Raw genomic sequence first — 24,962 nt, forward strand, 5'->3', positions numbered from 1 at the left:
ATAATTCCGGTGGTTCATTATACAGAGTGGCTGCTTCGCGCAATTTTGTAGCAATGTCGAGGGGCCCGAGACAAATTATTGCATTTATCACCGCCCATTCAGGCGGTTTCACCAAGCGCCACGGCGCTTTATTTCGCTAATATTCCGGACATGATCAGGTCGACCGTCTGTTCACGATAGGAATCGCGCATTTTCTCTTCAAAATCATCACGACCATAGCAATATTTCCAGACCAGTTTCCCGGTGAAGAAACGGTCAGCAGCCCCGGTGACAGCAGAATAGAAAAGGTCCGAATCAAGATCACGAAAGACGCCGGTTTTAATCCCGTCGCCAAGAAATATGCTATAGGCCTCTGATAATGGCTTAAGATATTTGGTCGCAATATCACGCGCACCATCAGGCGGAAGATCGCGGATCAAGCGCATAGTCAGCCGGTGCAAATAGGGATATTTATGATAGGTATCGATTACCGCGCCGATATGATGGCGCAATTTATCTTCGGGCGGCATATCCTTGGCAATTAACAGGCCTACATCCTCGACAATCTTGGTCATATCGCGTTCAAGAATAGCCTCTAGCAAGCCGTCTTTATTACCGAAATAATATTTGACCAACGCGCTGTTCAGGCCCGACCTAACGGAAAGCTCGCTGAATGATATATCAATCGTATCGCCTTCACGCATAATCATGCTGGCGGTTTCGATCAATTTTCCACGTGCGCTCGCGTTATCAGCGTCGCTGTTTTTACTCGCCTGCTTGCCAGCGCTCATATCATATCCCCTTACTCGACAGGTCTATATCTCCACAGACCCCGCTCAAGCGATCACTTATAAACAGGTTCCTCCCACCATGGGAAGCTATCTGGCATATCTGTGGAAACTTTGTCCGGATAAACCGGATCGCGTTTTTCCAGAAAACTGGAAATGCCTTCTTTGGCGTCGCCCGATTTTGCGCGGCTATAGATGATCCGGCTATCAATTTTATGCGCTTCCATCGGGTGATCCGCGCACGGTATCTGCCACAGCATTTGCCGGGTTACAGCGATAGAAACAGGTGCGGTATTGTCGATAATTTCACGCGCCAGAGCATAAGCCGCCGGTAATAGTTCATCCGGTTTGTGGATGGAGCGAATCAGCCCCCCGTCCAAGGCTTCTTTCGCATTGAAAATCCGTCCGGTCATACACCATTCCAGCGCCAATGGCCGCCCAACAATATGAGGTAGGAACCAGCTCGCTGCTCCATCGGGCGCAATGCCGCGCCGGGCAAAAACAAATCCAAATCGTGCCGTTTCGCTGGCCAGCCGGATATCCATCGGCAGCTGCAAAGTCGCACCGACACCGACCGCTGCGCCATTTACCGCAGCAATAACAGGTTTAAGACATTGGTAGATACGCAAGGTCAGCTTGCCGCCGCCATCACGGACACGCGGGTCGGAATAATCCTCCACCGGATCGCTGCTGGCAAATGGTCCTCCGCCACCCTCGGGAGTCAAATCCGCTCCGGCACAAAAAGCCCGGTCGCCAGCGCCGGTCACAATAACAGCGCGGACATCATCATCCGCGTCAATCCGGTCGAACGCATCGCACATTTCATTCAACATTATGTTGGTGAAAGCGTTCATTTTTTCCGGACGGTTGATCGTAATCGTCGCGATTTTATCGGCAACGTCATAGCTGATATGGGAATAAGTCATGGGGAGGATCCTATCAAACCCCTCCCGCTGATACGGGAGGGGATGTAAATTACCGCGACATATTACCGCGGGGCCATACGGATTGCTCCGTCCAGACGCACATCTTCACCGTTGAAATAACCGGTTTCGATCATGCACATAGCCAGTTTGGCATATTCATCGGGCAGACCCAGGCGCTTTGGAAACGGCACGGATGCTGAAAGTGCATCTCGGACCTTTTGCGGGGCACCCGCCAGCAACGGTGTATCAAAAATGCCCGGAAGGATTGTGTTTACACGGATACCTTCGGCCATAAGATCGCGGGCAATAGGAAGGGTCATGCCGACAACGCCGCCTTTGGAAGCGGAATAGGCTGCTTGCCCCATCTGGCCATCTTCGGCTGCGACAGATGCAGTGTTAACCATCGCACCACGTTCGCCATTGTCGTCAAGCGGATCAAGCGTCAACATGCCGGCTGCCGATTTGGCAATACAGCGGAAAGTTCCGACCAGATTTACCTGAATGACAAAGTTGAAAGCGTCCATCGGGAAATGGCTGATGGAACCGTCTTCGCGGTTGCGCTTTGCGGTCTTGATGGCGTTGCCAATACCGGCACAATTTACCAAAATGCGCTCTTGGCCAACGGCCGCGCGGGCTTTTTCAAAACCAGCATCAACGCTGTCATCTTCTGTTACATTGACCTTGCAAAAAACGCCGCCAAGCTCAGACGCCAGAGCTTCGCCCTTTTCTTCGTTCAGGTCGAACAACGCAACCTTAACGCCTTTTTCGGCCAGACGCCGCGCTGTTGCAGCGCCAAGACCAGAAGCACCGCCAGTAATAACTGCCGACATCGTGTTATTTAGTTCCATGATATTTCTTCTTTCCTGTTTTATACCCCGAACCGGCACTCATCATACCATGGGCCGGTTCAGGGAAATGGTGGTTAACCCAAACGTTCGATAATGGTTACGTTGGCCTGACCGCCGCCTTCACACATGGTTTGCAGTCCGTATTTTGAACCACGGTTTTCCATCGCATTGAGCAAGGTAGCCATTAGTTTTGCACCCGAAGCGCCCAGTGGATGGCCCAGCGCAATCGCGCCGCCGTTTACGTTGAGCTTGCTGCGGTCTGCGCCGACATGCTTCAACCATGCAAGCGGAACCGGAGCAAAGGCTTCGTTGACTTCATAGAGGTCAATATCGTCAATCTTCATGCCCGCGCGCTGTAACGCCCGGTCGGTTGCAAACAAAGGCTCTTCCAGCATGATGACCGGATCGCCACCGGTTACGGTCAGATTAACGATCCGTGCGCGCGGGGTCAGTCCGTGGTCTTTCAATGCCTGCTCCGAGCAAACCAGAACAGCACTGGACCCGTCACAAATCTGGCTGGCATTGGCCGCGGTAATCGCGCCGCCTTCCTGAAGCAATTTGACACTGGAAATACTTTCCATAGTGGCATCAAAACGGATACCCTCATCGACCGTGTGCATTTCCTCGCCTTCGGGCGTTTCAATTTTTACAGCAACAATTTCGTTGGCAAACGCATCGGCTTCTACAGCAGCGATAGCTTTTTGGTGGCTTTCCAGCGCGAACCGGTCAAGGTCTTCACGGGTAAAGCCATGCTTTTCGACCAGCATTTCGGCGCCCATGAACTGGCTGAATTTAACGCCCGGAAAGGCTTCTTCCAGACGGGGGCTTTTATTGTGGCCCAGATCGGCTTTGTGAAACAATACCGATGTCGAACCCATGGGCACGCGGGTCATGCTTTCCACGCCATGCGCGACAACCATGTCCTGTGTGCCGGACATCACGCCCTGCGCGGCGAACTGAATGGATTGCTGCGAAGAACCGCACTGGCGGTCGATGGATACGGACGGAATACTGTCCGGCAGTTTGGAGGCCAGAACGCTATTGCGTCCGACATCGCCGGCTTGCTCGCCGCCCTGCATCACACAGCCGGTAATGACATCTTCAATCGCGGCAGGATCAAAATCGTTGCGATCCGCAATGGCATCAAGAGTCGCTGCACCCAGATCAACAGGGTGAATCCCCGCCAACCGGCCACCACGACGGCCGCCAGCGGTCCGAACTGCATCTACAATATAGGCTTCACCCATTATTTATACTCCTTGATATATTTGCGAATCTGAAATTTAATTGACCGGTTAAACGCGCCCTGTCTTAGCGTCAATCATTAATAGTGATGATAAGGCGCTCTGCACTGAAATGCAGAGCGCCAATATATCATGCCAGTTCATCAGAGCGACTGGTCAATTTACTCAGGCTGCTTCAAGCAGGCACATTGTCTTTCTTTACCGTTATTACCTGAGGATAGGTGAATTCCAGCAGGCCTTCCTTGCCATATTCCGCGCCAAAGCCGGATTGTTTATGGCCACCAAAGGGCGCAAATGGTGACAGATGCAGGGATTCATTAACCCACACTGTTCCGGTTTCAAGCTGCTCGGCAATGCGGACGCCTTCATCAGGGTCAGCGGTCCAGACCGCTCCGGCCAGACCATATTCGCTGGCATTGGCGCGGCTGATCACCTCATCCGTTGTGCTGAATTTCATCAGCGGCATGACCGGGCCAAATTGTTCCTCGGCAACAATCCGCGCATCTTCTGGCGGGTTATCAAGAATGGTAATCGGCACATAATAGCCCGGAATATCCGGATCATGGTCTCCGCCAACCAGGAATTTATAGCCATTGTCTTTGGCGTCCTGAACCAGCTCCAGCACACGTTCGTACTGTTTCTTGTTCTGCACCGGACCAACCGCTGTGCCCTGTTGCGAGCCATCGCCCACTTTAACATTTTTGGCATATTCAGCCAGCGCAGCGCTCAGCTCGTCGTAGATATCCTCGTGGATATAAATACGCTTGGCAGCGACACAAATCTGTCCGGCATTGGCAAAGCTCGACCAGAAAAGCTGCTCAGCCACTTTTTCGACATTGGCATCAGGCAGGATGATTGACGCATCATTGCCGCCCAGTTCAAGGGTGATCCGCTTCAGGTCTTTGGAAGCACCTTCCATGATTTTTTTGCCGGTCGCGGTGGAGCCGGTGAAGGTGATTTTATCAATATCGGGATGGTTGGTAATCAACGGGCCAAGGCTGTCTTCGCCGGTAATGATATTGACTACGCCCGCCGGAACAACATCCTTGATCAGCTCGGCCAGCCGCAATGTCGTCAACGGGGTGAACGGGGAAGGCTTGAGCACAATCGTACAGCCAGACAAAAGTGCGGGAACAATTTTCTGCACCGCCATCATGATCGGGAAGTTCCAAGGCACAATGCCGCCAACTACGCCCACCGGAACCCGGCGTGTGCGACTGAGCCGCTCGTCAGTATCTTCGTTGATTTCGTCATCCAGGTCGAGCGTTGATTGCGCCGATGCCATCATGGATGCGCCGATAATCTCGCTTTGCGCCTGCGCATGGGGCTTACCCTGCTCGGATGTGAGCAGCCGGAACAGCTCGTCGCTATTTTCCTTGAGTGTCGCAGAGATCGCCTGGATCACCTCGCGGCGCTCATCAATGGGTTTCTTGCTCCATGCCGGAAAAGCCGCACGCGCCGCGGCGACCGCCTGATCCAGTTCGGCTTCGCCGCTGGCCGGCACCTGACCAATGACTTCTTCATTCGCGGGATTGACCACGTCCAGCACATCTTTGGTGCCGACCATCTGGCCGTTAATAAGGTTCTTATATTGCGTGATCATGTCGCTCTCCTATTAAAATTTCTTCTGCTGTATCTACTTCGTGCGTATATACCCAATTACAAGGCACTATGCGCCTGTCATTTTGATAATGTATATTTGAGCGGCAGGGTTTTGAGCCCGCCGACAAAGCTGGATTTGGCGCGCTTTGGCTCTCCGGCCAGTTCAACCGTTTCGATCCGGTCAAGCAATTCATTGAATAATATCCTCATTTCCAGCCGCGCCATATGGAGGCCAAGGCATTTATGCGCCCCGGCGCCAAAGGCCAAATGAGGATTGGGCGACCGCGACGCGTCAAATTTTCGCGGGTTTTCGAATATCCGCTCATCATGATTAGCAGCGACATAGCTCATCATCAGCCAGTCATCTTTCTTTATGGATACACCGCCAATCTCGGTATCATCTGCAGCGGTCCGCATGAAATGCTGCACAGGAGAGGTCCAGCGGATTGCTTCTTCGACAATGCCGGGAAGCAAAGAACGGTCCGCTTTCAACCGCGCAAACTGTTCGGGATCCTGCGCCAGCGCCATCATCGCACCAGCCGTGGAAGCAGAGGTTGTATCATGGCCCGCAGAGGCGACTATGATATAATAGCCCGCCATGTCCCGGTCACTGAGATATTCGTCATCCACTTTTGCATTGGCGATAACGCTTGCGACATCATCTGTCGGATTAGCGCGCTTTTCTTGCGCCAGCTTGGCAAAATAGGCCTCGAAATCCGCAACAGCGCCAACCACCAGCTTGGTGATCTGTTCTGCTGTCATATTTGCCATGCCGGTTTTATTGAGATCCTCGTCCTGACCGCCGAACATTTGCTGGGTCAGGAAGAGCATGCGTTGCTCATCCTCTTCCGGAACGCCCAATATCTGCATGATGACGTGCAAGGGATAAGGTGTCGAGACCAGAGGCACAAAATCTGCTTCCGACCCCGCATCAACCAATCGCTGGACCGTGGTTTTGGCCAGAGCGCTAATCTCCCCTTCAAGCTGGCGCAAGTTTTTGGGCATGAACCATTGCTGCGTCAGCCGGCGGTATTTGGGATGGATAGGGGCATCCAGCGCAACCAGCGAATTAACCAGATGCGGACTGCCGCCGGTAATCGCCTTAACCATGGCCTCGCCTTCACGCATAGCGAATACAACGCCGCGCGGGCTGTTCAGGAACATGGCGTTGTCTTTGCTGATCTGCATGACATCATCATAGCCGGTGACAAGCCAGAAAGGATCATGCAGGTCGCCATTTTCAATGCGCGCAATCGGCATATCCCGGCGCAGCACATCAAATTTATCGAGCAGATTGTCCCATTCCGCATAGGATGCGGGGTTAATAACCGCCGACGCTATATCAGCCGGTGCTTGTGGTGCAGCGTTCATATTTCCTCCTAAACAATCCGGTTTCCGGTCTTGCCCCAATATTCGTCGCGGAGCAGGCGTTTATATAATTTTCCGGTAGCTTCACGCGGCAATTCGGCGCGAAAATCAATCTGGCGCGGAACTTTCACGCCCGACAGGCTTTGCCGCAAATAGGCTTCAAGTTCCTGAGCCAGAGCATCACCTGCCTCTTTCGGATCATTAGGCTGAACCACCGCAACAACCCGCTCTCCCATATCCTCATCGGGAGCGCCAATCACAGCGGCATCGGCAACCTTGGGATGAGTGACGAGCAAATTCTCTATTTCCTGGGGATAGATGTTCACGCCGCCGGAAATAATCATAAAGCTTTTTCGGTCGGTAAGATAAAGGAAACCATCCTCATCAACTTTCCCGACATCTCCCAAAGAGGTCCAGCCATGCTTATTGAACGCGGCCTTGGTTTTTTCCGGATCATTATGATAGCTGAACGGCGCTCCGTCCTCGAAATAAATCTGCCCCTCTACTCCGGGGGGAACTTCATTATCTTCTTCGTCACAGATTCGCAGCTTGCCAATCAAGGCCTTACCCACGGATCCTTTACGCTCTAACCAGTCTTCGGAGTTGATAAAGGTAAAGCCATTACCTTCCGATCCGGCATAATATTCCATCAGCACCGGCCCCCACCATTCAATCATCTGCTCTTTCACCGGCACCGGACAGGGCGCAGCAGCATGCACTGCGCTTTTCAGGGATGATACATCATATTTTGCCCGAACTTCTTCAGGAAGCTTGAGCATCCGTATAAAATGGGTCGGAACCCACTGGCTGGCAGTAATCTTGTATTTTTCGATCAAGGCAAGCGCTTGTTCCGGATCAAATTTCTCCATGACAACAACTGTGCCGCCCAGCCTGTGGACACTCATGCACCAGCGCAGCGGCGCTGCATGATACAGTGGCGCTGGAGATAAATAGGTGCAGCCGAATTCAAACCCGAACACAGTCTGGGCCATCATTGCCAGCCCGTTAGGCCCGGCAATATCCTCATTCTCAGGAAAAGGAATCCGGACGCCTTTTGGTCTGCCGGTGGTTCCCGAACTGTAAAGCATATCGGTGCCGTGCCGTTCATCCTCAATCGGTGTATCGGGCATGGCGGCCAAAGCGGTTTCCATCGAACGGCTATCTTCTGTGCCATATATAAATTGCTTCACATCGGGGTTGAGCGTGGACAATTCGTCAAGCACGGCTTTTTTGTTTTCCGAGCTTACCAGCAATGAAGCCCCGCTATCGGCCAGAATATAAGATACTTCAGATGCGGTCAGGCGACTGGGGATAGCCACATAATAAAGCCCCGCGCGTTGCGCGCCCCAGATAAAATCAAAGAAATTCGGATGGTTGTCGAGCAACACCGCTGCCGTATCGCCAATTTTAAGCCCCTCTTTGCGAAAAAGCTGGGCCATACGATTGGATGCCTTATCCAGCTCCGCAAAAGTCTGAACCGCTCCGCTACCGGCCATGATGACCGCTGGTTTATCGGGATTTTCCTGCGCGTGCAGATAAGGGTGCATCGGCTGTATCTCTCCATAATGTGGCGATTACCATTATTGGCGATTCGCATTTTCCCTATCATGGTTTAATCGCGCAGTTAAATCAATGAAGTTATCATTGCTAATATATGAAATTGGTGATGTGGTTCAGAAAGATACCGTCTGTTCGAAGGTTTCAAAAGACACTGATGGCCGTGAGCGGCATAAGATTTGGACATAGCCCAAACGCCGTCATTTCCGCGCGGGCGGAAATCCAGCTTGCCAAACTGCAAGATTTCGGTCTTTCTATAACTGGATTCCCGCCTACCCGGTAATGATACGGGAGGACGAGGGAAGAAGGATCAAGTGGATCCTCCACCCCCGCGCATTAATTTTCTACATATATGTCCACAGGCACTGCAAGATCGGCAAATAGCCGGCCAATCGGCGCCATGCTGCCCGCGCCTTCTTCAATCGCCTGTTCCAGACTTAGCTGTGCGCCCGCGCCATTGAGTTGAACCATGACGGTGCGCGCTTCGCAAATCGCGGCCTTGGTGATCGTCACCAGCGGGGTGTCCCCGTTGTCGGGCATGATACCGACAGCACGTTTTTCCTTTGGTCCGTCCAGCGCTTCTTCAAGGTCCGCGCTTTCGACCAAACCTGCGGTACTGCCGTCTTCGGCCATGCCGAGCCAGACCAGATCAGGCGGCCATTTCAGGTCCTGTAACCGTGCATCCGCAGCTCCGCCAGCCAAATGATAATCTTCATTCTCTGTCGCAATGGGAAGAACCCGCGCGCCGCGCGTCAGAAATAATTGGGCCAGTGCTTTGACATGACTACGCGGATCATCAACCGGAACCAGAAAATCATCGGTCGGGATGATCGTGACATATTTCCACTTGATCTGCTTTTCTGCCAAGGCTTCCAGAACCGGCATCGCGGCATCGCTCACCGGCAGGGCCAGCAAGGCCTCTCCGCGCGCATCAAGCGCGCTTTCAATAATGAAAGCGGCATCGCTTGAAATGGCGTCGACCATTTCTGCATGGTCATCAAAATCCCACCATTCGAGCTGAGAATCTTCGCCTTCCGGTAAATCTTCAAGATCCCCATCCAAATCCCACGGCTCGTCTTCACTCATATTAATCCTGTCCTTCCGGTCTCTTGTTCAGGCTTCTAATCACTCAAGAATTGAGCACAAGGGTAAATCCCGCTTTTCAAACCGCTCACTTTGGGCCAATTGGACACCGAAATGACAATAGGACTGTTATGACTATAACGCAAAACTATATACTCACTCTCACCGCCGAGGACCGTGTTGGCCTGGTTGCCGCGGTTGCGGGTTTTTTGGCTGAGCATGACGGCTTCATTCTCGATAGCCAACAATATGCCGATCTGGAGCTTGGACGCTTTTTCATGCGTGTCGAGTTTAAGGGCGCAGGCGAGCGGTTTCCGGCCAGTCTTGATGTGCTCACCGAAAAATTTACAGTGATCGGTGATCGCTACGCGCTTGACTGGACGTTGAACGGCGACGCGACCAAACCCAATATTGTCATCGCAGTTTCAAAGGGCAGCCATTGCCTCAACGATTTGCTTTATCGCTGGAAAACCGGCGGACTGCCTGTCAATATTGCCGCTGTAGTCAGCAATCATGAAAACCTGCGCGCTCTAACGGAATGGCATGACGTGGATTTCCATTATCTGCCCGTGACGGACAGTAACCGCGCAGAGCAGGAACAGGCTATCGTGAATATCATGGAGCAGGAACAGGCCGATTATCTGATCCTTGCGCGTTATATGCAGATTTTATCCGACGACCTGAGCAGCCGGCTGGCCGGACGCTGCATCAATATCCATCACAGTTTTCTGCCCGGTTTCAAGGGCGCTAAGCCCTATCACCGCGCGCATGAACGCGGCGTCAAGCTCATCGGCGCAACCGCCCATTTTGTCAGCGCGGACCTTGATGAAGGGCCGATTATCGAGCAGGCGGTCGAGCGTGTCGATCACCGCGCCAGTGTTGAGGAAATGATCCGCATTGGCCGCGATATAGAAGCGCAAGTTCTTGCCAAAGCGGTAAAATGGGCCGGCGAGCACCGAATCTTGCTGAACGGCAACCGGACGGTTGTGTTTCGCTAATATTGCTCCCTCGCATCAAGCACCGCGCCCGTTGGCCGTAAAATGGTCAGGGATGCCGGCGCGCCGCTGGTCTTTTCCTGCGCGCTAATATCGACCTGCACGAAACGGCCTTCCCCAGCGAGCTTTGCTTCCTGTGTCCATGTCCAGCTTAGCCCGCCATTTTCCTCTTCGCCGCTGCTTTTACCCAGAGCGGGCGGGCGCGGATCAGTGAGGATTTCTACCGCGCGGTTGCGGACCACGGATTGCGCCACGACGCGCAGTTCCAGTTCAGCGGCGTTGCGCGTCGTATAGCCCTGAAGCCGGATCAACGCGAGCGCGGCAAGCGAAAATACCGACAGGGCCACCAGCATTTCGATCAAGGTAAAACCACGTTCACTCTTCATGGCTGACCTCATGGTGCAGCCTCCACTGCGACCAATTCCACATCGCCCATCGGGGTAATCATGATACTGCGGCTCAAGTCTTCGTAGCTTAGCCGTAGCTCGGCCTGATCGCTGGGCAAGCCTGTGCTTTCAAAACTGATGAGCATCGACCCGCCTTCATCCACTGCGGCGCTCACCCCGCTCGACCAGCTTGCTGCGTGAAAAGGTTTGTCGTCTATCACGCGCCAGCCGCCCTTGCGCCGTTCCAGAAAAACATATCCCGACGGTGTGACCTGCACCGCCATCGGACGCGATTGCAATATCGCATTGTCGCGCAGCGCCGCCGTGCGCGCTGCAAATCGCTGGGCATCGCGTTGCAGATCATTACCTTCGGGGAATGACATGACCGCAACCGACGCCATCAACCCCAGAATCACTAGTACAATCATGAGTTCCACCAGCGTAAAGCCCGCGTCATACGTTGCGCGGTTAGCACCCTGTCGTAATTTTCGGCAGCGTTCCATAAATAATCCGTTCAGCCCGTCCCCCTCTCTTGCAGAAGCGGACCTAGCCTGCAATGGATGAAGAAAGAGACTGAAATGATACCAGCAAAACAGGTGGAGAAGATATGAGCGACGTCGTTCTTTATGAAAAGCAAGGCCGCGTGGTCACGATTACACTCAACAAGCCGGAGACTCGCAACGCGCTATCGACCGACCTGTGCGAGGCCCTGGTCACGGCAATGAAAAAAGCGGATGATGACGAAGGGGTGAGCTGTGTTGTCCTCGCCGCCAATGGCAAAAGTTTCTCGTCCGGCGGAAACCTGCACGAAATAAAAGCGATGACAGCGGAGCAGAATATGTCGCCGCTGCAAATCGAACAATGGTATAAAACCGGCATCCAGCGCATCCCGCTGACCATGGCGGACATTTCTGTTCCGGTGATTGCGGCGGTCAACGGCCATGCGATCGGCGCAGGAAACGACCTTGCCACCATGTGCGACATCCGCATTGCCAGCGAAGACGCTATTTTCGCGGAAAGTTTTCTGCGCGTTGGCTTGATCCCCGGCGATGGCGGCGCGTGGCTATTGCCGCGTGTCATTGGTCAGGCACGCGCGAACCAGATGCTGTTCACCGGCGAGTTTATTGATGCCCAAAAAGCACTGAACTATGGTTTGGTGTCAGAGGTTATCGCCAATGACGCCTTGCTGGAACGCGCTTATGAACTGGCTGATCAGGTGGTAGCCTTGCCGCCCTCTGCTATCCGCAAGACCAAGGAACTGGTCCGCACGGCGCAAAGTGTCACGCTGAAAGAAAATCTTGATGAAGCGGCCTTGTTTCAGGGCGTATTGCAACAGCTTGACGATCATCGCGAAGCAATTGATGCAATTCTGGAAAAGCGCAAGCCGGTGTTCAAGGGGCAATAGTTAGGCTAAACTTCGGGCGTGATTGGTGAACATGCCCTTTGAAGATACCGTTAGTGGTGAGCTTGTCGAACCACGTTTCTGGCCTTGGTGCTTTAATTTAAAAACGTCCTTCGACAAGCTCAGGACTAACGGAGCGGCGGGGGAGCGGACACGAAAAAACATGTAGTTTAGGGGAGAGGAAAAAATGGGCAAGTCGATCGGAATATTCATAACACTGGCCGCCGCGCCGTTGCTTATCGCTGCGAACCAGCCGCCCGAAGGCAGTGCTACACAGGCGACCAAATCCGCCAATGCCAAAGTGGCCGCGCGTCTTCCCCTTGCCGACCAGACAGATTTTGAAAACGCCAATCGCGGATTTCTGGCCAAAATAGAAGGCGACCGGATCCTGAACGAGGACGGCTCGATTGCATGGGAAATCGGGCAATTTGATTTTATCAAGGATGCCGCGCCCGACAGCGTTAATCCCTCGCTCTGGCGGCAAAGCAAGCTCAACAGCATCCACGGCCTGTTCAAGGTAAAAGACGGCATATACCAGTTGCGCGGTTATGATCTGGCGGTGATGACCCTGATCGCTGGCAAGACGGGATGGATTGTGGTTGACCCGTTCACCACCCCTGCCCCCGCAAAAGCGGGTCTGGCGCTGGCCAATAAAACCCTTGGCGAGCGACCCGTTCAGGCAGTTATTTTTACCCATAGCCACGGCGACCATTTTGGCGGCGTAAGCGGCGTGGCTTCTGCGGCAGATATACAGTCCGGCAAAGTGCAGATCATCGCACCGCATGGCTTTTTAGGCGAGGCCATCGGCGAAAATATACTGGCCGGAACCACGATGAACCGCCGGGTGCAATTTCAATTCGGCACCGGCTTGCCCGCCGGAAAAACCGGCCATGTCGGCACGGGTCTGGGCCAATATCTCTCCAAAGGCGATATCGCCCTGCTACCGCCGACCAAGAGCATTGGTAAAGACGGCGAAACGGTGATCATTGATGGCGTCACTTTTGAATTTATGGATGCCAGCGAAACCGAAGCCCCGGCGGAACTGGTTTTTTACCTGCCCGAACATAAAGCATTGCATAGCGCCGAAGTCGCCACCCGCAATTTCCATAATGTGCTGACCCCGCGCGGCGCGCTGGTGCGCGATACGCTGAAATGGAGCAAGGTGATTGATGCCATGCTCGCCAGATATGGCGCTAAATCCGATGTGCTACTCGCCAGCCACCACTGGCCGACATGGGGCAGTGCCAATGTCCAGACCGCTCTTAAAAACCAGCGTGGCCTATACCGCTATGTCCACGACCAGACTTTGCGTCTGGCCAATCAGGGCGCGACTATGCACGAAATTGCCGAAAATATCGGTGAACCTGATTTTGCCGCATCCGATTTTGGCGTGCGGGATTATTATGGAACGATGAACCATAATGCCAAGGCGGTCTATCAGCGTTATTTTGGCTGGTGGGACGGGGTTCCTGCCCATTACCATCAATTGCCACCGGAGGAGGCATCGCAAAAATATGTCGCGGCCATGGGCGGCGCCGACCGCGCGCTTGCCATTGGTGAAACAGCTTTTGCATCCGGCGATTACCGCTGGGCAGCCATGGTTTTCAATCATATCGTCTTTGCCGATCCAGCCAATGAAGCGGCAAAAAAATGGCTGGCTTCCACTTATGAACAGCTTGGCTTTCAAGCCGAGGCGGGAACATGGCGCAATATCTACCTGAGCGGCGCGATGGAACTGCGGCAAGGCAATAAGCAAGGCGATGCAACCGCAACCACCAATGCCCGCGTGCTGAACAGCATTCCGGCAATTTCCCTGTTCGATGCCATGGCCGCGCGATTTAATCCGGCTAAAATGACCGGCACTGGTGGTATCATCCAATTCTCTTTTCCTGATCGCCAAGAAAAAGTCAGTGTTGATCTGGGTAAGAGCGTGATGTTCCCCCGGGCGGGCGAGACCAATGCTAACGCGCAGGTAGCTGTAAACCGCGATGATTTTACCCGCTTGCTTATGCGGGAAATATCCCCCCGCGAACTCATTGCATCTGGTGCCATGAAAATGAGCGGTGATGCGGGGTTGTTGGCGGCCATGTTTGGCGCGCTTGATCCGGTGGACCCGCAATTTGATATTGTGACCCCGTAAATTATACTTTGGTGAAGAGCGCGGAAATTAAGAGGACTGATTAAATGCAACGATTCAATTTTCCTGTTGTCCCGCCGGACCCCGCGCTCGAAGAATTGCGCGCGGAGCTTCAGGCGTTTCTGAAGGAAGAACGGGAAGCGGGAAATTATCGTCCCGAACCGGAATGCTGGATGGCATGTTCAAACCCCGAGTTTTCCCGCAAAATGGGAAAACGTGGCTGGATTGGCCTGACATGGTCAAGCGCATATGGCGGACAGGACAAAAGCGCGCTGGAACGCTATATTGTGACCGAGGAAACATTACGCGCCGGCGCCCCTGTCGCAGCGCACTGGATTGCCGACCGCCAACATGCACCCATGCTATTGGCCCATGGCACAGAGGAGCAGAAACGCGATATTCTTCCGCGTATCGCTGCGGGGGAATGTTATTTTGCCATTGGACTTTCGGAACCCGGCGCGGGGTCTGATCTGGCTAATGTAAAAACCAAAGCCGAAAAAGTGGATGGAGGCTGGAAGATCAATGGCCAGAAAATCTGGTCCTCCGGCGCACATATCTGTCATTATATGGTTGCTTTGCTCCGCACATCCCCTGCTGACGGACGCAACCGCCATGTCGGCCTGTCACAGATAATGATCGACCTGAACCTGCCGGGTGTCACGGTGAAACCGATTGTTGACCTGTCAGGCGATGCCCATTTTAACGAGGTTTACTTTGAAGATGTCATCGTGCCGGACGATTGCCTGCTTGGTGAAGAAGGAGGCGGCTGGAAACAGGTGACGGGCGAACTGGCCATGGAACGCTCTGGCCCGGAACGGTTTTTGTCGAGCTATATCACATTGGAAACGGCGCTTGATCAATTGCAGGGGAAATTGGGATCTGATTCCCATGCCCGCCTTGGCAAGCTGGTTGCCAATCTACGCACCTTGCGCGGCATGTCATGGGGCATAGCCAATCTGTTGCATCAGGGCGTGTCACCGGAAACCGAAGCGGCGCTGGTCAAGGATCTGGGGAACCGTCTGGAAAATGACCTCACCCAACAGGTGCGGGCCTTGCTCAACGACTTACCTGCGGGGGAATGGAGTGATGAACTCCACCGGATTGTAAATATCGGGATATTACGATCCCCGCCCAATACACTGCGCGGGGGCACAACCGAAGTGATGCGCGGTATTACCGCACGGCAACTGGGGCTGAGATAATCGCCCGGCATGATGGAAAATTGAGATGATAGATACATTGGGCATGGTCGCTGAAACAGCGACGAAAATATATACCGACCTATGTGGCCGCGATGTGCCCCATCAGGCAGAGGCCGGGACATATCCACAGGACCTTTGGGGCGCACTGGTTGAAAATGGACTGTCGCTGGCGTGGGTGAGTGAAGATAACGGCGGCTTTGGCGCGGATTATGCTGAAGTATTCGGTGCCATTTGGGCATCGGCGCAGGCGGCATCGCCGGTTCCCTTTGCCGAAACATTGATCGCCAACTGGTTGCTCGACCGGGCGGGCCTTGCGCCGGTGGAAGGCTCGGCCAGCTTTGCCCTGCTCGGCGGAACAGACGGAGCGCAGCCCACAGCCGATATTCCCTTTGGCATGCACGCTGACCAGATTGTGTTGTTTGATGAAATGCCCGGCGATGGCGAAAGTGAAATCGCACTGTTCGATAATGTAGCGGCAAGCCGGATTGCCGTGGATGCTCTCTCCCCCGATGGCGCGACGCGGTTTGTATTTTCCGGTCAACGGGCGCTGGCATCAGCGAAAACCAATATATCGCGGCGCGCGGTCGAGGCGCTTGTGCTAACGGTTCGGGCGGTTCAAATGGCCGCCATGATCGAGGCCGCTCTCGACCTTTCCATCGCCTATGTGTCCGAACGCGAACAATTTGGCCGGCCCCTGTCCAAGTTTCAGGCCATTCAACAGCAACTAGCCGTGGCAGCTTCGGAAAGCGCAGCGGCCACCATGGCGGCGACACAGGCAGCAAGCAGCATCGCGCTGCACAAGGATGATCCAGAAAAAGCATGGCATGAAGCGGTCGTCGCAAAGGTGCAGATTGGCCACAGCGTAGAGGCCGTGACCGTGCCTTTTCATCAGGTGCACGGCGCGATGGGCTATACGCAGGAATATGACCTCCACCATTACACCCGCCGCCTGTGGGCGTGGCGCGATGAGATGGGCAATGAACATCATTGGTCCAAAGTGCTGGGCGAAGAGCTATCCGAAGGGTCATCTGACAGCAATTCAGTGACCAATAGTTCAACAGATCGTATCTGGAAAGGCGTGACAACGGGCAACTGGGCTGCTATTTAACCGCTTGATTAAGACGATTCCCGAAAGACCAAGATAGACTCCATCCATTCCATAGCAAGAGAGCAACAGTCCATGAAAACACGCATTACAGAGCTTTTCGGTATTGAGCATCCGATCATTCAAGGTGGCATGCACTATGTCGGTTTTGCCGAACTGGCAGCCGCAGTATCCGAAGCAGGCGGCCTTGGTATCATTACCGGCCTGACCCAGAAAACACCTGAAGACCTCGACAAGGAAATCAAGAAAGCAAAGGAACTGACCGACAAACCTATCGGAGTAAACCTGACCTTCCTGCCCATTGTCAACGAGCCCGACTATCCCGGCTATATCGACGCGATTATCAGCAACGGGATCAAGGCCGTAGAAACCGCCGGTAATAACCCGCAGAAATATCTGCCCAAGCTCAAGGAAAACGGCGTAAAAGTAATCCACAAATGCACCGCCGTTCGCCACGCGCTAAAAGCCCAAAGCATCGGCTGTGACGCGGTTTCTGTAGACGGTTTTGAATGCGGTGGCCATCCCGGCGAAGACGATGTGCCGAACATGATCCTGCTTCCCCGCGCTGCCGACGAATTGGACATCCCGTTTGTCAGCTCCGGTGGTCAGGCCGATGCGCGCTCGCTTGTTGCCTCGCTCGCCATGGGCGCAGAAGGTATGAACATGGGCACCCGCTTCATCGCTACCAAGGAAGCGCCAGTGCATCAGAACGTCAAGGACGCGATCGTCGCAGCCAGCGAACTTGACACCCGCCTCGTCATGCGCCCGCTACGCAATACCGAACGGGTGTTGACTAATGAAGCTGTCGAAAAGCTGCTTGAGATCGAGAAAGAGAAAGGCGCCGACCTGAAGTTCACTGACATTATGGAGCAGGTCGCTGGTGTTTATCCGCAAATCATGATGGAAGGCACTATGGATGCTGGCGCTTGGAGCTGCGGCATGGTTGCAGGCCTCATCAATGACATCCCCACCGTGAAAGAACTGATCGACCGGATCATGTACGATGCCGAAGAAATTATCCGGGGTCGTTTAGAGGGCTTCTTGACAGCATAGAAAACACTAAGGAGCCCCCGAACCATCGGGGGCTCTATATGCTATGGTTTTCCATAGCCGTTTAACATATTATCACATTACGGCACCGGTAATACCGCTAGATATATCTATCAGAACGGCATCATTTCCTGACCAGACCCAGCGATAGTCGCGCGGGTTGTCAGAGACTTGATAATCGGATGCTATCGCGGTCAAAAATGCGGCCTTTAGCTCGGCGGTTCTGGCGTATTAACGTCACTTTCAGCCGTTGTCCCACATGGCAAGCACAGAGCGCAGCGCTGTGACAAAAGCGATTGGCTGGTCTAACATCAAGTGATGTTCAGCCTCCGGAACGGCAATGATCGGAATATGCGTTCCACCCATCTCGCGAATATAAGCCGCGCTATCGGTGTCAAAAAGTTTGCTGTTTTCCCCATATATGATCGCAGTCTTATGCGGTAATTTTGCTACTCGGCTCCCTGCTTGCAGCCATCCTTCCTGGTCATCATCCGTTGGTGCAAACACACGCGGATCAAACTTCCATGTCCATCCGCCATCAACCTGACGAAGCGAATGATAAGCCATATAATCCTTCAGGAAAGGCTCTCCGACAGATTGGGGAGGAGACAAGACATAACGGCCAAGTGCTGTCTCGTAATCAGGATAAATATTACTAGGCCGGTTAGCATCACCGGATCCCGGACGCCCCTGACCTTCTTTTTCCCATCGCTCTTTCAGCTTTTCGGGCCGCATAACCATCAAATCACAGATGATCAGGCCGGCGAACCTCTCGCCTTCCTGCTCCATAGCGGTCAATCCTACACCAGCGCCAAAACTATGCGCTATAATCGTGGGTTTATGCGGTCCCGAAAAGAAATCAAAAGCATTGGCCACTGCAATCATATCAGAACCCCGCAAGGCACTGGTACAACCGGGACGGACGTCACTATCGCCCATCCCGGCCAAATCATAGGCGACTATATCATATTGCTCGGCCAGAAACGGCGCTATAAAAGCGAAGCAACGGGCATGGGCCAGAAAACCGTGGGTCATCAACAATGGCGGATTCCCGCGCTTACCCCAGCGGAAATAATGCACCTTGCTGCCGTCAATATCAACAAAGCCTTCCTCTCGAGGAACGCTTAATGCCTCAGTAAACCATGACGGCAGATCAAACCGGTCTGCCCACAGTTTTGATATGTCTGTAGTCGCCATAGAGAGAGTTATTTCCCCTGCCAATTTGGCTTACGCTTTTCGGCAAAGGCCAAAGAACCTTCTTTAGCATCCTGTGAAGTGAACACCGGAGCAGTAATCTCCGCCTGCTTCTTCCACGCCTCTTCACTGGTCCAGTCATAGCTTTCATTGATGATTTTCTTGGTCGCTTTAAGCGCGAGCGGACCATTGGCTGCGATAGTTGCCGCTAGCTCAATTGCACTATCCAGCGCAGGTCCGTCGGTCAGGCGATTGACGAAACCGACATCATAGGCACGCTGGGCATCCATGAAATCGCCTGTCAGCGCCATTTCCATAGCAATTCGTTTACCCACAAGTTGCTGTAATTTCAAAACACCGCCTGCCGCTGCAACAAGGGAGCGCTTGACCTCGGGAATTCCGAATTTCGCTTTATTATTTGCAACGCAAAGATCACAGGCCAGCGCCAGTTCCAATCCGCCAGCAAGAGCATAACCTTCCACTGCTGCGATAATCGGTTTTTCCGGCCCTTTCTCGGTTATGCCACCGAAACCATATCCTTTTACGCTTGGAGTTTCACCGCGTAAAAAACCTTTAAGGTCCATACCGGAACAGAAGGTTCCGCCTGCCCCGGTGATAATTCCGGCATTGAGGCTGTTGTCATTGTCGAGCTGCTCCATCGCCGCGCGAATGCCTTCGGCAGCGGCCTTGGTCATAGCATTTTTGGCATCGGGTCGGTTGATGGTGACAATTATAAAGCCATCTTGAATATCTGTAAGCACTTCTGACATTTGGGTATCTCCTTTAAATTTTAATCGAATAGCATTCCGGCCAATTTCGACCGCTGATATGCAGCATCGCCGATAAGCGCACCGTCAAAAATTGCTTTGCGACGATGGAGTTGCGCGTCGCAATCATGGGTGAAGCCGAACCCGCCATGAAACTGGATGGAACGATCGGCAGCGCGGCTATAGCTTGTATGGGCCTGTGCCGCCGCCATACGAACCGCCACTTCCCCGCGGCCCTGCTCACCCCAGCTATGGGCCGCACTATAAAGGTGAGTGCGGGCTTTTTCATATTCCACATAATTATCAACTGTGGGATGTTTCAGCGCTTGATAGCTACCGATAATCTTGTCGAACTGCTTGCGTGTCTTGAGATATTCGAGCGTATAGTCAATCACAGCCTGAGCTCCGCCGCACATTTCAGCGGCATGAATCAACCCTGCTGCCAGATCAATTTTTTCAATGGTTTCGCGCGTGCGGCCCGCATCAAGAAGATCATCTGATGCTATTGTCACGCCATCCAATGTGAGTTCAAAACTGCGAGCAGTTTCATCGATAATCGACTCTCTTCGCAATGCGGTTTCACCCAATATAGACCGTTCGATCAAAGCGAAACGAACATCACCATCCATCTTTACCGATGCGATGATCAGTTCTGCGCTATCTGCCCATCTGACCAGCTGCTTCTTGCCAGACAAAATGATCTTGTCGCCATTTTGTTTTGCAGAGCATGTTATATTGGTCAGGTCCCAGTCACCATTGTCCTCGGAAAGTGCAACAGTTGCCGCGCAACCCGACGCTATCTTCGGTAGCCATTTGGCCTGTTGAGCTTCGTTTCCTCCCGCCAAGATCGCCTGTGCAGCCAGCGTCGTGGTGCCAAAGGGCGTGTTCAAAAGGTTACGCCCCATTTGTTCCGCGATCGGGACCACTTCAGCCATGGTCAGACCTACGCCGCCATGGGCTTCGGGGATGGCAATCGCCAGCCAACCCAGTTCACCAATCTCTTGCCAGACTTGTGGATCATATCCCAGTTCATCATCCATAAGTGCCCGGACCTTGTCGATAGGGGACTTGTCACGGCAAAAACTGGTTGCAACATCCATCAATTCTATTTGCTCTTCGGTCGTGCCGATTGTGCCTAGATTATCCATTTTTCTGATCCTGATTTATCGCGTTTTAGGAAGGCCGAGCGCATGCTCGCCAATGATGTTGCGCTGTATTTGCGAGGTCCCGCCACCTATGGTTGCCGAGAAGCTGTTTAGATAGCTGCGATGCCAATAACCATCGTCCACCGCATTTTCATCACCGACATAATAGCCGGCCTTAGTCCCCTGAAACCCTAAAGAAAATTCTGTCAGTTCGCGGATGAGTTCAGTACGCGCCAGCTTGTTCATCAGCGGTAGCCCCATGGGCCTGTCCTGCATCAATTGCGGCATCCGGCGACGGGTGTTGTTAAGGTTAAGTGCCTGAATATCAATCATAAATTGGGTCATCTTGTCGCGCATTACCGGATCATCAAGCAACGGCTTGCCATTTCGCACAGAATTTTTCGCCAACTCGATAATCTGCATGACATCCAGTTCCTTGACGAAATAGCCGCCGACCGGTTTCACTTTCGCGCCCCGTTCATATTCCAGCGTCTTCATTGCCATGGACCAGCCATTGCCCTCTCCGCCAAATAAACAATCGGCGGAAATACGCGCATCCGAAAAAAAGGTTTGAACAAAGCCATATTCGCCGGTGAGCTTTTTGATCCGGCTGGTGCTAATCCCGTCAATATTCATCGGGTTGAGGAAGAAGCTAAGCCCGGCATATTTATTCGGTGCATCAAAATCGGTGCGCGCCAACAGGATCATATATTTTGCGCGATCGCCAAGCGATGTCCATATTTTTGATCCGTTTAGGACATATTCATCCCCCTCCCGCACGGCTTTAAGCTGTGCATTGCCAAGGTCGCTACCATGTTCCGGTTCGGAAAAGCCTTGGCACCAGATATCTTCAGCGCTGAGCATCGGTTTGATATATTTCTGTTTCTGCTCCTCTGTACCCAGATCAAGAATAAGCGGCCCGGCCCAGCCATTGCCAATGGCGTTGAGCATGATCGGCGCATCATATTTTTTCATCGCCCGCGTCGCTGCCCGCTGGAAATCGGTATGTAGGCCACCGCCGCCATATTCTTTTGGCCAGCTTGCTCCCAGATAGCCTGCTTCGTAGACTTTGCGTTGCCATTCACGCAGGAAGTCGAACTGCTGGTCCGTGCCGACCTCCATAAAAGTGAGTGGCAGCATAAAACCGGGATCGCGAACGGTATTTTCCTTGAACCACGCATCGGCGGCTTCGCTATATTCCTTTAATTCGGAAGCACTGGGTTTGTCGGCCATATTGGTTTTCCTAAACGTTTCTTATCAATAGGGTCAGTGGCAGAGCAATTTGCTCGGCCATATAGTTAAAAGCAATAGCCGGTTAACTGAACGATTAAATTGCAAAAAGCAATGATCATTTATCCGCAGAAGGAGAGCGAAATGTCTACCGAGCAAAAACATGTGATGTGCCGTGCCTGTCATGCCCATTGTGGTTTGATAGTTGATTTTGAAAATGGTGTTCCAGTCAAAACCCACGGGGACAAGAACAATCCCGAATATGAAGGTTATAGCTGCATCAAAGGGCGACAGCTCGCCAATTATCATAGTTTGGAATCGCGTTTACTAACCAGTTACAAAGGCATGAAACACGGCCGGCGAGAAGCAATAAATTGGCAAGTTGCTGCCCGGGAAATTGCTGAAAAGCTGGAAGCGATTATCGCCGAACACGGGCCTGATAGCGTTGCTTCCTATGTCGGTACCTTTGGTTATAACAACCTCAATGCCCATTCTTTCATGCTAGCCCTGATGGATGCGATTGGTTCGACTTCACTTTATGACAGTGTGACTATCGACCAACCCGGAAAAGGCATTGCTCGCGCACTGGTCGGCCCCTGGCTTGCAGGCCCACCCAGAGTTGGCGAATGGAATGGTCTGATGCTGGTGGGCACAAATCCCGTCGTTTCCATGAATGGTGGCCTTGGCATGAATCCGGCTAAGAAACTTCATGATGCAAAAAAACGCGGAATGGAACTCATAGTCATTGATCCGCGCAAGACGGAAAGCGCCCGCCAAGCCGACCTTTATCTGCAATGCCGCCCCGGTGAAGACCCGATAATCCTTGCCGCCATTACCAAAGTGGTGATTGAGGAAGGCTTGTACGACAAGGATTTCGTCGCCAATGATGTGGATGGCCTTGAAACGCTGAAAAAAGCAGTTGCGCCGTTCGACCCTGAATTAGCCGCCCAGCGTGCCGATCTGACGGCGGATGAAATAGTTCAGGCCGCACGTATGTACGGACGCTGGAAAAAAGGCAGTATCAGTGTCGGCACAGGACCCAATATGGCGGGCGGCGGCAATATTGCCGAATATCTCAATCTGTCGCTGACCTCAATCATGGGCCATTGGCGACGCGAGGGAGAAATCAACCGGCGCAGCGGGGTATTCATGAAGCCCGCACCGCCAATAGCGGCCTCTCCGGGACCGATGCAGGCTTGGGGGTTTGGCCGGAAATTACATAGTCGCGATCTGGAACAAAGTATCGCCGGCATGCCTACATCCGCCTTGCCTGACGAAATCCTTACCCCCGGTGACAAACAGGTTAAGGCACTGATCTGCCTTGGTGGCAATCCGATGCTGGCATGGCCGGACCAGCTCAAGACATTCGAGGCGATGAAAGCTCTGGACCTCCTTGTCTGTGTCGATCCGCGCATGTCCAAGACAGCGGAGCTTGCCGATTATGTCATTTCGCCAAAGCTGCATTATGAAGTCCATGGCAGCACAGCCGCACCCGAACTTTATGGCGGATTTGGCGCTGGTTGGGGATTTGAAAATAATTATGCCCAAGCCAGCAAACCGATCATGGAAGCACCGGAAGGATCCGATCTCTGCGAGGAATATCAATTTATCCACGCGGTCGCCAGTTCCATGGGCAAGCCACTGAAAATAAAAAGCTGGGCGCTTGCTTCTTATCCAGAGGAACGAGAAGAAAATACTACGACTTTCGAACCGGGCAAAACGCCCGATCCGATCACCGCTTGGAGCGCTGCCCTCAAAGGTTCGCCCGTTCCGGTAGAAGAAGTATTTGCCGATCCCGATGCCCATAAAGGAAAAATAATTGATGCACAGGCCATGCTGATCCAGCCCAAACCGGCTGGATGGGAAGGCAAGCTTTCGGTCGGCAATGTCGCCATGATGGATGAATTAAACGACTATGCCCAGCGCTTGGGCAAACCGGTGGAACATACGGAATTTCCGTTGCGTATGATTGGCCGGCGGATGACCGCGATGCTTAACAGTAGTTGGCATGAAGAACCCACCCAGCGCAAACGTGTCCCGCATCATCCCGCTTTTATGAATCCAGCGGATATGGAAAATCTTGGCCTGAGTGAAGACCAGCCGGTCGAAGTGGAATCGGAACGCGCCTATATCAGCTGCGTCGCCAAAGCAGATATAACCGTGAAGCAGGGATGTGTGTCCATGCCTCATAGTTGGGGTACCAACCCGGACGAGAAAGAGGATGCGCTGGGCGATGGTGGTAATACCGGGCGCCTTTCGTTTAACGACCGTGACTATGACAAACGGACAGGTATTCCGGTGATGAGCAGCGTTCCCGTCCGTGTCCGGGCAAAAGCAGTGGCGTAGTCAACAGAATGAAATACTTTAGAGTAAGGCTGCTTTTTCGTAAAATATAATTTTATTACGCACAAAAAATGGCTCCGGAAATAATCCGGAGCCATTCATAGATCAAAGCATAAACTAAACGCAGTTTACAACATTTAGCCCACAACAACCATGACCAGCGAACGGGCAATCAATGCCGGCGTTTCAATGCCTTCGATCTCCACCGTCACATCATAGCTGATCAACCAGCGGCCCGGCTGTTTTTCTACTGCATCGACCAGAGTATGCCGCGCGCGTATCTTGGAACCGGCGCGAACCGGGTTCAGGAAACGCACCTTGTCATAGCCATAGTTGATGCCCATCACTGTGCCTTTAAGACCCAATGTGCATCCGGCAGACATAGCAGGCAACATTGATAATGTCAGCAAACCATGGGCAATGGTCCCACCGAAGGGTGTGTTCTTGGCTTTTTCTTCATCAATGTGGATGAACTGGTGATCTTCGGTGCAGTCGGCAAATTTGTTGATCCGGTCCTGGCTGGCTTCAAACCAGTCGGACACGCCAACCTCTTTGCCTTTCCAGCTTTCCAGTTCACTTGGCATAATCGTTGGCATATTTTCTCTCCTAAA

At 53.0% G+C, this 24,962-nt stretch carries 23 protein-coding genes; 7 read left to right on the forward strand and 16 right to left on the reverse strand.

What is annotated here, in order from left to right; all coding sequences use genetic code 11:
* Positions 1-128: 128 nt before the first annotated feature.
* From AB1K62_RS07885 to AB1K62_RS07920, 8 genes are all read right to left on the reverse strand, one after another.
* Positions 129-770, reverse strand: a complete 642-nt coding sequence (locus AB1K62_RS07885; protein ID WP_367002696.1) for a TetR family transcriptional regulator — start codon at positions 768-770, stop codon at positions 129-131.
* 53 nt (positions 771-823) lie between these two features.
* Positions 824-1,693, reverse strand: a complete 870-nt coding sequence (locus tag AB1K62_RS07890) for a crotonase/enoyl-CoA hydratase family protein (RefSeq protein WP_367002698.1) — start codon at positions 1,691-1,693, stop codon at positions 824-826.
* Positions 1,694-1,755: 62 nt separating this feature from the next.
* Positions 1,756-2,541: an SDR family NAD(P)-dependent oxidoreductase gene (locus tag AB1K62_RS07895; RefSeq protein ID WP_367002700.1), complete on the reverse strand. Its 786-nt coding sequence runs from the start codon at positions 2,539-2,541 to the stop codon at positions 1,756-1,758.
* Positions 2,542-2,615: 74 nt separating this feature from the next.
* The gene (locus AB1K62_RS07900) at positions 2,616-3,788 is read right to left on the reverse strand and encodes an acetyl-CoA C-acetyltransferase (protein ID WP_367002702.1); all 1,173 of its coding nucleotides are present in this window, start codon (positions 3,786-3,788) and stop codon (positions 2,616-2,618) included.
* A 172-nt stretch (positions 3,789-3,960) separates the two neighbouring features.
* Positions 3,961-5,388 carry an aldehyde dehydrogenase family protein gene (locus tag AB1K62_RS07905; RefSeq protein ID WP_367002705.1) on the reverse strand — a complete coding sequence of 476 codons (1,428 nt, stop codon included), beginning with the start codon at positions 5,386-5,388 and terminating at the stop codon, positions 3,961-3,963.
* A 77-nt stretch (positions 5,389-5,465) separates the two neighbouring features.
* Complete coding sequence (locus AB1K62_RS07910) at positions 5,466-6,758, reverse strand: cytochrome P450 (RefSeq protein ID WP_367002706.1); 1,293 nt, start codon at positions 6,756-6,758, stop codon at positions 5,466-5,468.
* Positions 6,759-6,766: 8 nt separating this feature from the next.
* Positions 6,767-8,302, reverse strand: coding sequence for an acyl-CoA synthetase (locus tag AB1K62_RS07915; protein ID WP_367002707.1), 1,536 nt, complete (start codon positions 8,300-8,302; stop codon positions 6,767-6,769).
* A gap of 346 nt (positions 8,303-8,648) precedes the next feature.
* On the reverse strand, positions 8,649-9,398 hold the full coding sequence (locus AB1K62_RS07920; RefSeq protein ID WP_367002709.1) for a 6-phosphogluconolactonase: 750 nt from the start codon (positions 9,396-9,398) through the stop codon (positions 8,649-8,651).
* A gap of 128 nt (positions 9,399-9,526) precedes the next feature.
* Here AB1K62_RS07920 and purU point away from each other — a divergent pair, with 128 nt between their 5' ends.
* Entirely contained in the window at positions 9,527-10,393 is an 867-nt protein-coding gene (gene purU, locus AB1K62_RS07925; protein WP_367002711.1) for a formyltetrahydrofolate deformylase, read from the forward strand.
* On the opposite strand, the gene gspI is transcribed toward purU, so the two are convergent.
* Positions 10,390-10,776 carry a type II secretion system minor pseudopilin GspI gene (gene gspI / locus AB1K62_RS07930; RefSeq protein ID WP_367002713.1) on the reverse strand — a complete coding sequence of 129 codons (387 nt, stop codon included), beginning with the start codon at positions 10,774-10,776 and terminating at the stop codon, positions 10,390-10,392. The two genes, purU and gspI, sit on opposite strands and share 4 nt — an antisense overlap.
* A gap of 8 nt (positions 10,777-10,784) precedes the next feature.
* A complete protein-coding gene (gene gspH / locus AB1K62_RS07935) occupies positions 10,785-11,279 on the reverse strand; it encodes a type II secretion system minor pseudopilin GspH (RefSeq protein WP_367002715.1) in 495 nt (164 codons plus the stop codon).
* A gap of 104 nt (positions 11,280-11,383) precedes the next feature.
* Between gspH and AB1K62_RS07940 the strand changes: the two genes are divergently transcribed.
* The 5 genes from AB1K62_RS07940 (at position 11,384) to AB1K62_RS07960 (ending at position 17,675) form a co-directional block, all read left to right on the forward strand.
* Positions 11,384-12,181: an enoyl-CoA hydratase-related protein gene (locus tag AB1K62_RS07940; protein ID WP_367002717.1), complete on the forward strand. Its 798-nt coding sequence runs from the start codon at positions 11,384-11,386 to the stop codon at positions 12,179-12,181.
* Between the two features lie 184 nt (positions 12,182-12,365).
* A complete protein-coding gene (locus tag AB1K62_RS07945; protein ID WP_367002718.1) occupies positions 12,366-14,318 on the forward strand; it encodes an alkyl sulfatase dimerization domain-containing protein in 1,953 nt (650 codons plus the stop codon).
* 44 nt (positions 14,319-14,362) lie between these two features.
* Entirely contained in the window at positions 14,363-15,517 is a 1,155-nt protein-coding gene (locus tag AB1K62_RS07950) for an acyl-CoA dehydrogenase family protein (protein WP_367002720.1), read from the forward strand.
* A gap of 25 nt (positions 15,518-15,542) precedes the next feature.
* Entirely contained in the window at positions 15,543-16,625 is a 1,083-nt protein-coding gene (locus tag AB1K62_RS07955) for an acyl-CoA dehydrogenase family protein (protein WP_367002723.1), read from the forward strand.
* 72 nt (positions 16,626-16,697) lie between these two features.
* Positions 16,698-17,675, forward strand: a complete 978-nt coding sequence (locus tag AB1K62_RS07960) for a nitronate monooxygenase family protein (RefSeq protein WP_367002725.1) — start codon at positions 16,698-16,700, stop codon at positions 17,673-17,675.
* A gap of 72 nt (positions 17,676-17,747) precedes the next feature.
* On the opposite strand, the gene AB1K62_RS07965 is transcribed toward AB1K62_RS07960, so the two are convergent.
* The 5 genes from AB1K62_RS07965 to AB1K62_RS07985 are packed head-to-tail and all read right to left on the reverse strand — an operon-like array spanning position 17,748 to position 22,011.
* Positions 17,748-17,870, reverse strand: a complete 123-nt coding sequence (locus AB1K62_RS07965; RefSeq protein ID WP_367002727.1) for an RcnB family protein — start codon at positions 17,868-17,870, stop codon at positions 17,748-17,750.
* A gap of 45 nt (positions 17,871-17,915) precedes the next feature.
* Complete coding sequence (locus tag AB1K62_RS07970; protein ID WP_367002729.1) at positions 17,916-18,869, reverse strand: alpha/beta hydrolase; 954 nt, start codon at positions 18,867-18,869, stop codon at positions 17,916-17,918.
* 8 nt (positions 18,870-18,877) lie between these two features.
* Positions 18,878-19,636, reverse strand: a complete 759-nt coding sequence (locus AB1K62_RS07975; protein WP_367002731.1) for a crotonase/enoyl-CoA hydratase family protein — start codon at positions 19,634-19,636, stop codon at positions 18,878-18,880.
* Between the two features lie 20 nt (positions 19,637-19,656).
* Positions 19,657-20,781, reverse strand: a complete 1,125-nt coding sequence (locus tag AB1K62_RS07980) for an acyl-CoA dehydrogenase family protein (protein ID WP_367002733.1) — start codon at positions 20,779-20,781, stop codon at positions 19,657-19,659.
* Positions 20,782-20,796: 15 nt separating this feature from the next.
* Positions 20,797-22,011 (reverse strand): acyl-CoA dehydrogenase family protein, encoded by a 1,215-nt coding sequence (locus AB1K62_RS07985; protein WP_367002734.1) that lies wholly within the window; start codon positions 22,009-22,011, stop codon positions 20,797-20,799.
* A gap of 141 nt (positions 22,012-22,152) precedes the next feature.
* On the opposite strand from AB1K62_RS07985, the gene AB1K62_RS07990 reads away from it, so the two are divergent.
* A complete protein-coding gene (locus AB1K62_RS07990; RefSeq protein ID WP_367002735.1) occupies positions 22,153-24,354 on the forward strand; it encodes a molybdopterin-dependent oxidoreductase in 2,202 nt (733 codons plus the stop codon).
* A gap of 134 nt (positions 24,355-24,488) precedes the next feature.
* On the opposite strand, the gene AB1K62_RS07995 is transcribed toward AB1K62_RS07990, so the two are convergent.
* Complete coding sequence (locus tag AB1K62_RS07995; protein ID WP_367002737.1) at positions 24,489-24,947, reverse strand: MaoC family dehydratase; 459 nt, start codon at positions 24,945-24,947, stop codon at positions 24,489-24,491.
* Between the last annotated feature and the right edge of the window lie 15 nt (positions 24,948-24,962).

Source organism: Parasphingorhabdus sp. JC815 (genome assembly GCF_040717415.1).
GTDB lineage: Bacteria > Pseudomonadota > Alphaproteobacteria > Sphingomonadales > Sphingomonadaceae > Parasphingorhabdus.